The organism is Pelagovum pacificum, from assembly GCF_016134045.1.
GTDB lineage: Bacteria > Pseudomonadota > Alphaproteobacteria > Rhodobacterales > Rhodobacteraceae > Oceanicola > Oceanicola pacificus_A.
The window spans coordinates 3,927,174-3,940,895 of record NZ_CP065915.1 but is presented as its reverse complement, the minus strand read 5'-3'; the positions used below and the strand labels follow the sequence as shown (position 1 = coordinate 3,940,895).

Genomic DNA, 13,722 nt, shown 5'->3' with positions numbered 1-13,722 from the left:
ATGAGCGATACCGACGGCAAGAAGACACTTGGTCTGCGCGGCTCCCGTCCGGGGAACGTGAAGCAGAGCTTCAGCCATGGGCGGACCAAGAACGTCGTGGTGGAAACCAAGCGCAAGCGCGTGGTCGTCCCGAAGCCGGGACAGGCCAAGGGTGGCAACGGCGCACCGGCCGGGGGCGATCCTTCGAAACGCCCTGCCGGGATCTCGGAAGCCGAACTCGAACGCCGGATGAAGGCACTCGCCCTCGCCCGTGCCCGCGAGTCCGAAGATGCCGAGAAGCGCGCCGCTGAAGAAAAAGCCCGCGAGGAAGAGCGTCAGCGCCGCCGCGATGAGGCCGAGGCGAAGGAGCGTGAAGAGCGCGAGCGCGAAGAGCGTGCCAAGGCCAAGGCCGAGGAAGAAGAACGCAAGCGTCAGGAAGCTGAAGCCGAAAAGGCCCGCGCCGCAAGCGCGAAAGCCGCTCCGGCCGCGGACCCTGCCGTGCAGCCCGGACCGCCTGCCGATCCCGGCACGCGTCCGAACTCGGCCCCGCGCAAGCCGGACCGTGAACGTGATTCCCGCGACGACCGGCCCCGCAACGCGAAGGGTCAGCGCGACGATGGCGGCCGCCGTGCCGGCAAGCTCACGCTGAACCAGGCACTGTCCGGCGGCGAAGGCGGTCGGCAGAAGTCGCTCGCCGCGATGAAGCGCAAGCAGGAACGTGCCCGCCAGAAGGCGATGGGCGGTCCCGTCGAGCGCGAAAAGGTCGTGCGTGAAGTTAAGCTGCCCGAGGCCATCATGGTCTCCGAGCTTGCCAACCGGATGTCCGAGCGGGTCGCTGACGTCGTGAAGTCGCTCATGCAGAACGGCATCATGGCCACGCAGACCCAGACGATCGACGCCGACACCGCCGAACTCATCATCGAGGAATTCGGCCACAAGGTGCACCGCGTTTCCGACGCTGACGTCGAGGACGTGCTGAAGACCGAGGAAGACAATCCGGCAGACATGACGGACCGCCCGCCGGTCATCACGATCATGGGCCACGTCGACCACGGCAAGACGTCCATCCTCGACGCGATCCGCAATGCGCGGGTCGTTCAGGGCGAAGCCGGCGGCATCACGCAGCACATCGGCGCCTACCAGGTGCAGAGCGACAGCGGCAAAACGCTGACGTTCCTCGACACGCCCGGCCACGCGGCCTTCACCTCCATGCGGGCCCGTGGCGCGCAGGTGACGGACATCGTCGTGCTGGTCGTTGCGGCCGATGACGCGGTCATGCCGCAGACGATCGAAGCCATCAATCACGCGAAGGCCGCCAAGGTCCCGATGATCGTGGCGATCAACAAGTGCGACAAGCCGGGCGCCAACCCCGACAAGGTGCGCACCGACCTGCTGCAACACGAAGTCATCGTGGAGAAGCTGTCGGGTGACGTGCAGGACGTCGAAGTCTCCGCCATCACCGGCAAGGGCCTAGACGACCTTCTGGAAGCGATCGCGCTTCAGTCCGAGATCCTCGAGCTGAAGGCCAACCCGAGCCGCAAGGCAGAGGGCGCCGTGATCGAGGCCCAGCTCGACGTGGGCCGTGGCCCCGTCGCGACCGTGCTGGTTCAGCGCGGCACGCTCAACCAAGGCGATATCTTCGTCGTGGGCGAGCAGTGGGGCAAGGTCCGGGCGATGGAGAACGACCAGGGCAAGCGCGTCAAGGAAGCCGGTCCGTCGGTTCCTGTCGAGGTGCTCGGCCTCAACGGCACGCCGGAGGCCGGCGACGTCCTGAACGTCGTCGCGACCGAAGCGCAGGCCCGCGAGATCGCCGAATACCGCGCCAACGCCGCGAAGGAGAAGCGCGCCGCTGCCGGTGCCGCCACCACGCTGGAACAGCTGATGGCGAAAGCGAAGGCCGACGAGAACGTCGCCGAGCTGCCGATCCTCGTGAAGGCCGACGTGCAGGGTTCTGCCGAGGCCATCGTTCAGGCGATGGAGAAGATCGGCAACGACGAAGTCCGCGTGCGCGTGCTGCACTACGGTGTGGGCGCAATCACCGAGACGGACGTCGGCCTTGCCGAAGCCTCCGGTGCGCCGATCATGGGCTTCAACGTTCGTGCCAACGCTTCGGCCCGGAACTCGGCCAATCAGAAGGGTGTGGAGGTCCGTTACTACTCGGTCATCTACGACCTCGTGGACGACGTAAAAGCGGCCGCCTCCGGCCTGCTTTCCGCCGAAGTTCGCGAGACCTTCATCGGCTACGCGGAGATCAAGGAGGTCTTCAAGGTGTCGAACGTCGGCAAGGTCGCCGGCTGCCTCGTCACCGAGGGCGTCGCCCGCCGGTCTGCCGGTGTGCGCCTCCTGCGGGACAACGTGGTGATCCACGAAGGCACGCTGAAGACGCTCAAGCGCTTCAAGGACGAAGTGTCCGAGGTGATCTCCGGTCAGGAATGCGGGATGGCGTTCGAGAACTACGACGACATCCGTCCGCAGGACGTGATCGAGATCTTCACGCGGGAAGAGGTCGAGCGTTCGCTCTGACCTCGCCCCCGGCGTCCAGACAAAAAGAAACGCCCCGGAGAAATCCGGGGCGTTCTTCGTTGGATGACTTGAACTGCTTACTTGATCTTCGTCGCATCGCGCGCGGCCAAGTGGGAACCGGCATGGATGCGGTGGTATTCACGTGCCGGTTCGGTTTGGGGCGAACCGGGTCTTCGGGTCAGAACCTGCGGTCAGGCGGCGACACGACCCTCGACAGGACGGCCAGCAAACAGCTGGTCACCGACCTGAACGACCGTGAGGCCGTTGGCGAGAGTGCGTACGAAGTGGCCCTGAATCGACACGCAGGTCCCGATGATGATGGTGCGAAGCATTGACCTACTCCTCCGATAACGCTCGTAAGTCATGATATAGTCGCAAAATTGTTAATTTTCACTCAGTAAATGCGCTCGGAATTGCACGAATGCGCGACAGTTGTTCACAACTTGCGCTGCTTTCTACCTGAAGATGTGCAGCAATCACAGCCAATCGCGAAGGATCGGGATCAACGGCAGATCGGCCGGCGGCATCGGATAGTCGCGCAACTCACTGATTCGCGCCCATTTCAGCGCCTGCCCTTCACGGGATTGCGGCGTCCCCTTCCATTTTCGACAAGCGAAGAGGGGCATCAAAAGGTGGAAATCGTCGTACCCATGGCTGGCAAAGGTCAGCGGGGCGAGGCAGGAGGCCCACGTGTCGATGCCGAGCTCTTCGTCGAGCTCGCGGATCAGCGCCTCTTCCGGCGTTTCACCCGGCTCGACCTTGCCCCCCGGAAATTCCCAGAGACCTGCGAGCGACTTGCCCTCCGGCCTCTGCGCAAGCAGCACGCGACCGTCCGTGTCGATCAGCGCGACTGCCGAGACGAGCACGACCTTGCGGCCAGGATGGGTTTGGGAACCCATCCTACGACCTGTAGTCGGCGTTGATCTCGATGTAGCGGTGGGTCAGATCGCAGGTCCAAACCGTGGACATCCCCCCGGCGAGGCCGAGGTCGACGGCGATCACCAGCTCCTGCTGCTTCATGTAACCGGCACCCGCCTCTTCGGTGTAGTCGGGCGAGACCCAGCCCTTTTCCGCGACGAGAATGTCACCGAAGCGGATCGTCAGCAGGTCCCGGTCGGCCTGCGCGCCGGACTTGCCGACGGCCATGACGATCCGGCCCCAGTTCGGGTCCTCTCCCGCCACTGCGGTCTTCACCAGCGGCGAGTTGGCGATTGCCAGCGCGACCTTGTGCGCGTCGTCGTCGGATGCGGCACCGGACACACGGACCTCGACGAACTTCGTGGCACCCTCACCGTCCCGCACCACCTGGTGCGCGAGGTCGAGCATCACGTTGCCGAGCGCGTCCGTGAAGGCGACCGAGTCGGTCACGTTGACACCGCTCGCCCCGGTCGCCGCCATCAGCAGCGTGTCGGAGGTCGATGTGTCGCTATCGACCGTGATGCAGTTGAAGGTCTTGTCCGTCTGCGCCTTCAGCAGCGCCTGCAGCGCGTCTCGCCCGATCGCGGCGTCGGTGAAGATGTAGACCAGCATGGTGGCCATGTCCGGCGCGATCATGCCGGAGCCCTTGGCGATGCCGGCGATCCGGACCGGCCTGCCGTCGATGTCGACCGTCGCGGTCGCGCCCTTCGGGAAGGTGTCGGTCGTCATGATCGCGCGGGCCGCGCCCTCGATCCCGTCCTCGGACAGGCTGTCGTTCAGCTCTTCAACCTTCGCGAGGATGCGGTCATGGGGCAGTCGCTCGCCGATGACACCGGTGGAGGAGGTGAAGATCCGATCCACCGGAATGCCGGTCGCGTCGGCCACTGCGCCACAGACGGCGGAGACGCTCTCTTCTCCGGCGCGGCCGGTGAAGGCGTTGGAATTGCCGGAGTTCACAAGAAAGGCCGCGCGCCCTGCGACGTCGCGGCCGATCTTTTCCTGGCAGTCGAGCACCGGGGCCGACCGGGTCGCGGACGTGGTGAACACGCCCGCGATGGTCGAACCCTCGGCGATTTCGGCCAGCATCACATCGACCCGGCCCTTGTATCGCACACCCGCCTGAGCGGATGCGAAGCGGACACCGCCGATCACCGGCAGCGATGGAAAGCCCGCGGGGGCGAGTGGCGATACGGCCATGTCGATCAGTTCTCCAGAATGCTGATGTCGCTGAGGATCGCGGGATCGAAGGCACCCTCTTCGGGGCGCGTGATCTCGGCCTCGGATTCCATGGCGGCAAGCGCGTCCTCGACCGCCTGCTGCTGGATCTCGGACGTCAGCTCGGCGCGCAGGTCTTCCATCGGCGGAGCTTCCTGCATGCGCGTCTCGTTCAGCTTGATGACATGCCAGCCGAACTGCGTCTGGACGGGGCCGGCGATTTCGCCCGGCTCCATGCCTTCGACGGCCTCCTGGAACGGCTCGACCATCATGCCTTCGGCGAACCAGCCGAGGTTGCCGCCCGACGTCGCGGTCGGACCGGTCGAGTTCTCTTCGGCGAGAGCTGCGAAGTCGGCGTCTTCCGCACGGGCTTCCTCGACCAGGGCAGCGGCTTCCTCTTCCGTCTCAACCAGGATGTGGGACGCGTTGTATTCCATCACCGGCTCGGCATCGGCGAACCGCGCCTCGTAGGCGGCTTCCAGCGCTTCGTCGGTCACGGCTTCGTCGGTGATCTGGGTGATGGTCTCACCGGCGCGCAGACTGCGTTCCTCGTTGCGGAGCGCGGTCTCGACGCGGGTCGGGACCTCTTCGAGACGGTCCGAAAGAAGCTGCTGCTGGATAAGCTGATCGACCAGGCCGGAGAACAGAACTTCGTCCGGAAGCTGTTGATACTGCTGGGGAAGCTGCGCCTTGGCGATGATGAGCTCTCCGAGCGTGATGTCGGTGCCGTTGACGGTGGCGACCACGTCGGAGGCGTCCTGCGCTTGAAGCGGCGCCGCGAGGGTGGCGGCGAAGGCAACCGGAGCCAGCAGCTTGACAGTGCGAACCATCTTATTTCCTTGATCTGCCACGAGGGGGCGTGGCGTTGACAGTGAGTTTCGCGGCCCTTACATCGCCCTATGGCTCCGAGGGGGCCGGTTTCTGGCCTCGTATCTACGGGCCGTGCCAAGGAACGGCAACCAACCTCCTCTCACGAGAATGACACCTTGGCGCATCGGCGCGCATGGAGAGAGTATGCTTGGGATCGGAAATGTCGCGAAGAAGGTCTTCGGGACGGCGAATGACCGGAAGATCAAGGCCACCCGCCCCCTCGTCGAGAAGATCAACAGCCTCGAACCCGAGTTCGAGAAGCTCTCCGACGAACAGCTGAAGGATAAGACGGAAGAGCTCGCCAAGCGCGCGATGGGGGGCGAAAGCCTCGACGCGCTGCTGCCCGAAGCCTTCGCCAACTGCCGGGAAGGCGCGCGCCGCGCCCTCGGCCTGCGGGCCTTCGACGTGCAGCTGATGGGCGGTATCTTCCTCCACCAGGGCAACATCTCCGAGATGAAGACAGGTGAGGGCAAGACGCTCGTCGCGACCTTTCCCGCCTACCTGAACGCGCTGACCGGCAAGGGCGTCCACATCGTCACGGTGAACGACTACCTCGCCAAACGCGACGCCGAATGGATGAGCAAAGTCTACGGCATGCTCGGCCTGACGACCGGCGTGGTCTATCCCCAGCAGCCCGAGGCGGAGAAAAAGGAGGCCTACAAGGCCGACATCACCTACGCCACGAACAACGAGCTGGGCTTCGACTACCTGCGCGACAACATGAAGTCCGAGCTGGACCAGATGAGCCAGCGTGGCCACAACTTCGCGATCGTGGACGAGGTCGACTCGATCCTGATCGACGAGGCGCGGACGCCGCTCATCATCTCCGGGCCGAGCCAGGACCGGTCGGACCTTTACCTGTCGATCGACAAGATCATCCCCGAACTGACCGAAGAACATTACGAGCTCGACGAGAAGACTCGCAACGTGACCTACACCGACGAGGGCAACGAGTTCCTCGAGCGGCGCATGATGTCCGCCGGGCTGCTGCCCGAGGGTCAGACGCTCTACGATCCGGAATCGACGACGCTGGTCCACCACGTGAACCAGGGTCTGCGTGCCCATAAGCTGTTCGTGAAGGACAAGGACTACATCGTTCGCGACGGCAACGTCGTCCTGATCGACGAGTTCACCGGCCGCATGATGGTCGGCCGCCGCCTGTCCGATGGCCTGCACCAGGCGATCGAGGCAAAGGAAGGCGCCAAGATCCAGCCCGAGAACATCACGATGGCCTCGGTCACCTTCCAGAACTACTTCCGCCTCTATGACAAGCTGGCCGGCATGACCGGCACCGCGCTCACCGAGGCCGAGGAGTTCATGTCGATCTACGGTCTCGGCGTGGTCGAGGTACCGACGAACAAGCCGATCGCCCGCCAGGACGAGGACGATCAGGTCTACCGCACCGCCAAGGAAAAGTTCGACGGTATCGTCGACGCGATCCGCACGGCGCACCAGAAGGGGCAGCCGATCCTCGTCGGCACGACCTCCATCGAGAAATCCGAAGTTCTGTCGCAGCTGCTGACGCAAGCCGGGATCGAGCACAACGTACTCAATGCCCGCCAGCACGAGCAGGAAGCCCAGATCGTCGCCGAAGCCGGCAAGCCGGGCGCGGTGACCATTGCCACGAACATGGCCGGTCGCGGCACCGATATCCAGCTTGGCGGCAACGTCGAGATGAAGGTCTTCCAGGCCCTCTCCGAGAACCCGGAGGCCGAGCCCGAGGAGCTGCGCGCCAAGCTCGCCGCCGAGACGGACGCCGACAAGAAGAAGGTGCTCGAGGCAGGCGGCCTCTACGTGCTCGCCACCGAGCGGCACGAGAGTCGGCGCATCGACAACCAGCTCCGTGGCCGCTCCGGTCGTCAGGGCGACCCGGGCCGTTCCTCGTTCTTCCTGTCGCTGGAAGACGACCTCATGCGGATCTTCGGGTCCGACCGGCTCGACAACGTGCTCGGCAAGCTCGGCATGAAAGAGGGTGAGGCGATCGTCCACCCGTGGGTGAACAAGTCGCTCGAGCGGGCGCAGGCGAAAGTCGAAGGCCGCAACTTCGACATCCGCAAGCAGCTCCTCAAGTTCGACGACGTGATGAACGACCAGCGGAAGGTCATCTTCGCCCAGCGTCGCGAGATCATGGAAGCCAAGGACCTCTCCGAGATTGCGCGCGACATGCGGTATCAGGTGATCGAGGACCTCGTCGCCCAGCACATGCCGCCCCGGTCCTATGCCGACCAGTGGGAGACGGAAGCGCTCTACGCCGACGTCATCAAGTATCTCGGCGTCGATGTGCCGGTGATGAAGAAGGCGGACGAGGACGGCGTCGATGACGAAGTCATGCGCGAGTGGCTCGAGGAAGAGAGCGACAAGTACATGGCCGAGAAGGCGGAAGCCTTCGGTGCCGAGACGATGCGCAACATCGAGAAGCAGATCCTGCTGCAAACCATCGACACCAAATGGCGCGAGCACCTGCTTACGCTGGAACACCTGCGCTCCGTCGTCGGGTTCCGGGGCTATGCGCAGCGCGATCCGCTGAACGAGTACAAGACGGAATCCTTCCAGCTCTTCGAAACGCTGCTTGATTCGCTCCGGGTCGAGGTGACGCAGAAGCTGTCGCAGATCCGCCCGATGACCGAGGAAGAGCAGAAGCAGCTGATGCAGCAGCTCATGACTCAGCAGAAGAAGCTGCAGCAACCTGCCGATGAGGCGACACCCGCTGCCGCCGCGCCTGCCGCTGCCGCCCCCGTTCCGGCTGGCGCCGGGGCAGAGGCACCGGCACCGCAGGCCGAACCGCAGGAAGGCTTCGTCGAGGACGATCCGACGACTTGGGGCAACCCGGGACGGAACGATCTATGTCCTTGTGGGTCCGGCAAGAAATTCAAACATTGCCACGGCAAGCTGACCTGACGGGGCCGGCAAACTTCCGCCTCATTTGAGTCCATAGATTTCCGCATCACCGTCGTGCTGCGGCCCATCTGAATCGCAAGACATGTCCCAATTCCTCATAGGGAAAGGGGCTCTTGATGTCGCAGATTCGCAAGGTGATGGTCGCCGCAGGGACGTTCGGGGTCGCACTGTCTATCGGCTTCGTCATGCAGAATGGTGACGCGATGGCTGCCCGCTTCGGTTCGGACGAGCCGACGATGGACAGCGACAGCGCGTTCTCCGATGGCGTCTCCCCCGTGTCCGCGAACGCCAACGACGTGATGATCGTGCCGCGCATGGAAACCGCGCCGGTGCCCGTTGTCGCGACCGACACCACGGTTCCGACGCAGAATATCGCTCCCGACGCGCCCAGTGAGCCGGGCGAGCTGAACATGGCGCAGGCCATGGAAACCGAGAGCGATCCGAACGAAGCGGTCGCCGATCTGATCCAGCCGTCCGAAGGCGGACAGCCGTTCGAGAGCCAGCCGCCGGTTGCCACGATGGATGCGGCGCCCTCGATGCCCGTCGCTCCGACAGTGGACGGCGTCCCGACCCCGATGCCCGACATGGCTGACGCCGAAGACAGCACCGACATGACAGAGGACCGCCCCGTCGAAGACATGACAGAGGACGGCCCCGTCGAAGAAGACGTCGCCGCCGCCGAAGGTGAGGAGGCCGCCGAAGAAGAAACCGGTGGCGTTCCGATCGCGCCGCAGCCCGTCTTCCATCGTGCCCCGCCGTCCAGCAGTGAGACCGAGAGCGACAGCGAACCCGCGTCCTCCGGTACGGTGGCGATCCAGATGCCGGAGCAGAGTGAAGAGGACAACATCGTCCCCGCCGCCGCGCCGATGACCTGCGACAGCACGCTCGACGCTTCTGTCGGGACTGCGGCGCTCGTCACCCTGTCGCTCAACGCGCCGTGTCACCCGAACGAGCAGCTGACCATGCACCACCAGGGTATGCTGTTCAGCGTCATCACCGACGGGGCCGGTCAGGCCGAAGTCGTCGTGCCCGCGCTTTCCGACAACGCGGTCTTCATCGCGGCCTTCGACGAAGGCACTGGCGCCGTCGCGACCGCACAGGTTCCCGCGCTTGTGAACTACGACCGCGCCGTGCTCCAATGGCAGGGCGACACCGGCCTGCAGATCCACGCGCTCGAATTCGGCGCCGGCTACGACGATCCCGGCCACGTCTGGCAGGCCGCGGCGCGCAACGCCGAAAGCGGTATCGCCGGCGAAGGCGGCTTCCTCGTCCGGCTCGGCGACCCGCGCGGAAATGAGCCGCTGATGGCGGAAGTCTACTCGTTCCCGACCGCTACCGTACGTCGCGAGGGGGTCGTAGAACTGACCGTCGAGGCGGAGATCACGCCCGACAATTGCGGCCGCGAGATTGCCGCCCAGTCCATCCAGATCGGCCCGGACCACGACCCCGATGCGCTGGACCTCACGATGTCCATGCCGGAGTGTGATGCGGTCGGTGATTTTCTGGTGTTGAAAAACATGCTGACGGATCTGACACTCGCCTCGAGATGACGCGCGATCCCTGTCGACCCCGATTTGGACGATTGAAACGTGCGGCGATTTTCGCCGCACTTTTCTTTTGTGGCCAACAGGCTGCGGCGCAGGACATCACCGTCTCGCACCTTGATGGCGGGGTCGAACTGACGGGCCGCTACCTTGGCTTCGATGGTCGTTATCTTCGCATGGACAGCACCGCCGGGCCGGTCACGCTGGATTATCAGACGGTCAGTTGCAGCGGAGACGCCTGCCCGGATCCGCAAGGCTTCACGCCGGAGCTTCGCCTCGCCGGGGCGCGACGCATGGGGGAAGTCCTGATGCCGGCCCTCGTCGCCGGCTACGCCAACGCACGCAACCTGAGCGCGGAGCGGGTCGAGACGGATCGTGACACCTTCTCCTACGTCCTGAGCGATCCCGAATCCGGGATAGTCTCGCTTCGCATCGACTTCAGCCTCTCAACATCGGACGGCGGGATCGAAGCGCTCGTCACCAACGAAGCCGACATGGCCTTCTCCGTCCGCCCGATCACGAGAGAGGAACGCGATCGCGGCATCGACGCCGGCTTGGGCGACCTCGGCGCGCCGGAGCGAAGCCGGATCGTCGCCATCGACGCGGTCGTGCCGGTCGTCTCGGCGGCGCAGGACCTGCATGAGATCACGATCACCGACCTGATCGCCGCCTTCTCGGGCGACATCACGAACTGGAGCGCGCTCGGCGGGCCGGATGAGCAACTCGTCCCCCACCTCGGCACGGCGGGATCGGCGGACGAGGAAGGTTTCACCGGCACGGTGATGAACGAAAGCGGCGACGAACTGAGCCCCGACATCCTGCGGCATGCGAGCCCGGCCGGCCTGCTCGCCTCGATCGGACATGACCCGAAGGCGATCGGCATCGCCTCCTATCAGTCTTATGGCGACGCGCATCCGCTGGCTGTCTCCGGTGGCTGCGGCCTGCGGATCGATGCGACGCTCGAAACGCTGAAGACGCAGGATTATCCGCTGTCGATGCCGCTGTTCCTCTACATGCCCATGCGGCGCGTGCCTCCCGTGGTGACCGATTTCCTAGACTGGCTTCGCACGCAGCCGGCCCAGTTCGTGGTGCGCCGGGCCGGGTTCGTGGATTTAGGCGCGTCGCGCATTCCGATCGACGCGCAGGGGCACCGTTTCGTCAACGCCATCGCGGCCGCTGATCCGGAAAGCGGACTTGTCGAACTGCAGCGACTGGTCGATGGCCTCGGCGACAAGGAGCGGCTGTCACTGACGTTCCGCTTCGAACAGGGATCGACCGATCTCGATGCGCTGTCCCGCAGCAACATCTTCCAGTTGGCCCGAGAGATCCGGGACGGTCAGTACGACGGTGCGACGCTGCTGCTGGTCGGCTTCACGGACGGGCGCGGTCCTGCTGCCGCGAACAAGGCGCTTGCCTCCGCCCGCGCGCAGGCCGTGCTCGAGCAGCTGATCGCCGCGCTTGGCGGGGCCCTGCCCCGCACCGTGCGCGTCCGGACCGACGCCTACGGCGAGACGCTGCCCATGGGGTGCGACGATTCCCGCTGGGGGCGGCAGATCAACCGGCGCGTCGAGCTCTGGATCGGCGACTAAAGCAACAGACCCTCCGACCGGAAGGACAGCTCCCGCGATTTGCCGACGATGATATGGTCGTGCAGCGTGATGCCGAGTGTCGAGGCCGCGCGTTCGATCATGCCGGTCATCTCGACATCCGCGTCGCTTGGCGTGGGATCCCCCGAAGGGTGGTTGTGGACGAGGATCAGCGCGGATGCGTTGAGTTCGAGCGCGCGCTTCACGACTTCCCTCGGATAGACGGGGACATGGTCGACGGTGCCGCGGGCCTGTTCCTCATCCGCGATGAGGGTGTTCTTGCGGTCGAGGAAGAGGATGCGGAAATGCTCCGCCTCCCGGTGCGACATGACCGTGTGGCAATAGTCGATCAACGCGTCCCAGGAAGAGACGACCTGCCGGCGCAGGATACGCGACCGCGACAGCCGGTGCGCCGCAGCCTCGACCACCTTGAGTTCGGTTATCACCGCCTCCCCCACGCCGCTCATCTCGCCAAGTCGGCGCGCAGAGGCGGAGATGACACCGTTGAAGTCCCCGAACCGGTCGAGCAGCAACCGGGCGAGCGGCTTCACGTCCTGCCGGGGGATGGCCCTGAACAGGATCAGTTCGAGCAGTTCGTATTCCGGCAGGGCGTCCGGGCCACCATTCAGGAACCGCTCCCTCAGCCGCTTGCGATGATCGCGGATATAGGACGGCTGCCGCGCCGCCGGGACCGGCGCGACCTCATCCGTCGTGAAGAGCTGCGGCGCATCTGAGAAGGACCGACCCATGATCCGGAACCTGCCACCGATCCGGTTGAAATGCCGTTAACTGGACCCCTTGCACATCCTCCGCTAAATGTAATATCAAAAGTTACATGAACAAAGACAGCCGCCTTTCCTCCGTCCTTCACGCCCTGCTTCACATGGCAGAGCAGGACCGCCCCATGACGTCCGACACGCTCGCCCAGTGCATGAGCACCAACCCGGTCGTCGTGCGGCGCACCATGGGTCACCTGCGCAAGCAGGGCCTCGTCACCTCGACCCGCGGCCCGACCGGCGGGTGGGAGATCGCGACCGACCTGAACAAGGTCACCCTGCGCGATCTGCACGAAGCGCTCGGCGAACCGGCGGTCTTCGCCATCGGCAACCGGCACGAGCAGCCCAGCTGCCTTGTCGAGCAAGCGGTGAACGCCGCGCTCGACGACGCGATGACGGAAGCGGAGGCGCTGCTGCTGAACAGGCTCGGCGAAGTGACACTTGCCGATCTGGCCGCCGACTTCACCCGGCGGCACGCGGAGTACCGTAAACAAAAGGACTGAGACATGACCCATGACGTGATCGTCATCGGGGGTAGCTACGCCGGAATGGCAGCCGCCCTGCAGCTTCTGCGCGCCCGCAGATCCGTGCTGGTGATCGACTTTGGCACGCGACGCAATCGCTTTGCCAGCCAGTCGCACGGCTTCCTCGGCATGGACGGGATGGCACCGGGCGACATCGTGCGCATCGCACGGGAACAGCTGGAGGCCTACAAAACACTGACGTGGATCGACGATACGGTCGCAGACGTCTCAGGAGAGACGGACGCCTTCACGGTCACGACCTGCGCGGGAGAATGCCACGACGGCCGGCGCGTGATCTTCGGGACCGGCGTGACCGATGCCCTGCCGGAGATCGAGGGCCTGGCGGAACGGTGGGGCAAGCACGTGTTTCACTGTCCCTATTGCCACGGCTACGAGCTGAACGAAGGGCGCATCGGTGTCATCGGCACCGGACCGAACTCCGTGCACCAGGCATTGCTCCTGCCGGAATGGGGTCCCACCACCTTCCTGACGAACGGCGTCGTCCCTCTTGACCATGACGTGCGGGCAGACCTCCTTCGTCGTGGTGTGACGATCGAGGATACCCCGATCACGCGCCTGAGCGGCGATGCCACGGTCGAGTTGACAGACGGCACGTCACTGGACTTCGCCGGGCTCTTCACGGCCTCGGTGGTCGCCCCCTCCTCCGATGTGGCGGAACGACTCGGGTGTCAGATCGAAGACACGATGTTGGGACGCATGATCTCTACCGACGCGTCGAAGGAGACCTCCGTTCCCGGCGCGTTCGCCTGCGGCGACACAGCGCGCGTCCCGCATTCGGTCGCGCTGGCCGTCGGAGACGGATCCTGGGCCGGCGCGTCGGTACACCGCTCTCTTATCTCCTGAAATGAGAAAGGGCGCGACGGTCTCC

11 protein-coding genes are annotated in these 13,722 nt (G+C 64.9%); 6 read left to right on the top strand and 5 right to left on the bottom strand.

Going from position 1 to position 13,722, the window contains the following annotated elements; genetic code table 11:
* Complete coding sequence (gene infB, locus I8N54_RS19360; RefSeq protein ID WP_140194846.1) at positions 1-2,502, top strand: translation initiation factor IF-2; 2,502 nt, start codon at positions 1-3, stop codon at positions 2,500-2,502.
* Positions 2,503-2,693: 191 nt separating this feature from the next.
* On the opposite strand, the gene I8N54_RS19355 is transcribed toward infB, so the two are convergent.
* The 4 genes from I8N54_RS19355 to I8N54_RS19340 all read right to left on the bottom strand — a co-directional run bounded on the left by I8N54_RS19355 (position 2,694) and on the right by I8N54_RS19340 (position 5,465).
* Complete coding sequence (locus tag I8N54_RS19355) at positions 2,694-2,834, bottom strand: hypothetical protein (RefSeq protein WP_197097565.1); 141 nt, start codon at positions 2,832-2,834, stop codon at positions 2,694-2,696.
* A gap of 144 nt (positions 2,835-2,978) precedes the next feature.
* The gene (mutT, locus tag I8N54_RS19350) at positions 2,979-3,401 is read right to left on the bottom strand and encodes an 8-oxo-dGTP diphosphatase MutT (RefSeq protein WP_140194848.1); all 423 of its coding nucleotides are present in this window, start codon (positions 3,399-3,401) and stop codon (positions 2,979-2,981) included.
* A 1-nt stretch (position 3,402) separates the two neighbouring features.
* On the bottom strand, positions 3,403-4,617 hold the full coding sequence (argJ, locus tag I8N54_RS19345; RefSeq protein WP_140194850.1) for a bifunctional glutamate N-acetyltransferase/amino-acid acetyltransferase ArgJ: 1,215 nt from the start codon (positions 4,615-4,617) through the stop codon (positions 3,403-3,405).
* 5 nt (positions 4,618-4,622) lie between these two features.
* The gene (locus I8N54_RS19340; RefSeq protein WP_140194852.1) at positions 4,623-5,465 is read right to left on the bottom strand and encodes a foldase protein PrsA; all 843 of its coding nucleotides are present in this window, start codon (positions 5,463-5,465) and stop codon (positions 4,623-4,625) included.
* 184 nt (positions 5,466-5,649) lie between these two features.
* Here I8N54_RS19340 and secA point away from each other — a divergent pair, with 184 nt between their 5' ends.
* From secA to I8N54_RS19325, 3 genes are all read left to right on the top strand, one after another.
* The gene (secA, locus tag I8N54_RS19335) at positions 5,650-8,403 is read left to right on the top strand and encodes a preprotein translocase subunit SecA (RefSeq protein ID WP_140194854.1); all 2,754 of its coding nucleotides are present in this window, start codon (positions 5,650-5,652) and stop codon (positions 8,401-8,403) included.
* Between the two features lie 116 nt (positions 8,404-8,519).
* Positions 8,520-9,953, top strand: a complete 1,434-nt coding sequence (locus tag I8N54_RS19330; protein WP_140194856.1) for a hypothetical protein — start codon at positions 8,520-8,522, stop codon at positions 9,951-9,953.
* Between the two features lie 170 nt (positions 9,954-10,123).
* Positions 10,124-11,536 (top strand): phosphate ABC transporter substrate-binding/OmpA family protein, encoded by a 1,413-nt coding sequence (locus I8N54_RS19325; protein ID WP_232790412.1) that lies wholly within the window; start codon positions 10,124-10,126, stop codon positions 11,534-11,536.
* Here I8N54_RS19325 and radC read toward each other — a convergent pair.
* Positions 11,533-12,282 carry a RadC family protein gene (radC, locus tag I8N54_RS19320; RefSeq protein ID WP_140194860.1) on the bottom strand — a complete coding sequence of 250 codons (750 nt, stop codon included), beginning with the start codon at positions 12,280-12,282 and terminating at the stop codon, positions 11,533-11,535. The two genes, I8N54_RS19325 and radC, sit on opposite strands and share 4 nt — an antisense overlap.
* Positions 12,283-12,368: 86 nt before the next feature.
* Here radC and I8N54_RS19315 point away from each other — a divergent pair, with 86 nt between their 5' ends.
* Positions 12,369-12,812, top strand: coding sequence for an Rrf2 family transcriptional regulator (locus I8N54_RS19315; protein WP_140194862.1), 444 nt, complete (start codon positions 12,369-12,371; stop codon positions 12,810-12,812).
* A gap of 3 nt (positions 12,813-12,815) precedes the next feature.
* Complete coding sequence (locus I8N54_RS19310) at positions 12,816-13,697, top strand: NAD(P)/FAD-dependent oxidoreductase (RefSeq protein WP_140194864.1); 882 nt, start codon at positions 12,816-12,818, stop codon at positions 13,695-13,697.
* Positions 13,698-13,722: the final 25 nt, after the last annotated feature.

Excerpts from the sequence above, each read along its gene's own strand:
- I8N54_RS19340 (WP_140194852.1), bottom strand. The coding sequence starts at position 5,465 with ATGGTTCGCACTGTCAAGCTGCTGGCTCCGGTTGCCTTCGCCGCCACC.
- I8N54_RS19330 (WP_140194856.1), top strand. The coding sequence starts at position 8,520 with ATGTCGCAGATTCGCAAGGTGATGGTCGCCGCAGGGACGTTCGGGGTC.
- I8N54_RS19325 (WP_232790412.1), top strand. The coding sequence starts at position 10,124 with ATGGACAGCACCGCCGGGCCGGTCACGCTGGATTATCAGACGGTCAGT.
- argJ (WP_140194850.1), bottom strand. The coding sequence starts at position 4,617 with ATGGCCGTATCGCCACTCGCCCCCGCGGGCTTTCCATCGCTGCCGGTG.
- radC (WP_140194860.1), bottom strand. The coding sequence starts at position 12,282 with ATGGGTCGGTCCTTCTCAGATGCGCCGCAGCTCTTCACGACGGATGAG.
- I8N54_RS19315 (WP_140194862.1), top strand. The coding sequence starts at position 12,369 with ATGAACAAAGACAGCCGCCTTTCCTCCGTCCTTCACGCCCTGCTTCAC.
- infB (WP_140194846.1), top strand. The coding sequence starts at position 1 with ATGAGCGATACCGACGGCAAGAAGACACTTGGTCTGCGCGGCTCCCGT.
- I8N54_RS19355 (WP_197097565.1), bottom strand. The coding sequence starts at position 2,834 with ATGCTTCGCACCATCATCATCGGGACCTGCGTGTCGATTCAGGGCCAC.
- secA (WP_140194854.1), top strand. The coding sequence starts at position 5,650 with ATGCTTGGGATCGGAAATGTCGCGAAGAAGGTCTTCGGGACGGCGAAT.
- I8N54_RS19310 (WP_140194864.1), top strand. The coding sequence starts at position 12,816 with ATGACCCATGACGTGATCGTCATCGGGGGTAGCTACGCCGGAATGGCA.
- mutT (WP_140194848.1), bottom strand. The coding sequence starts at position 3,401 with ATGGGTTCCCAAACCCATCCTGGCCGCAAGGTCGTGCTCGTCTCGGCA.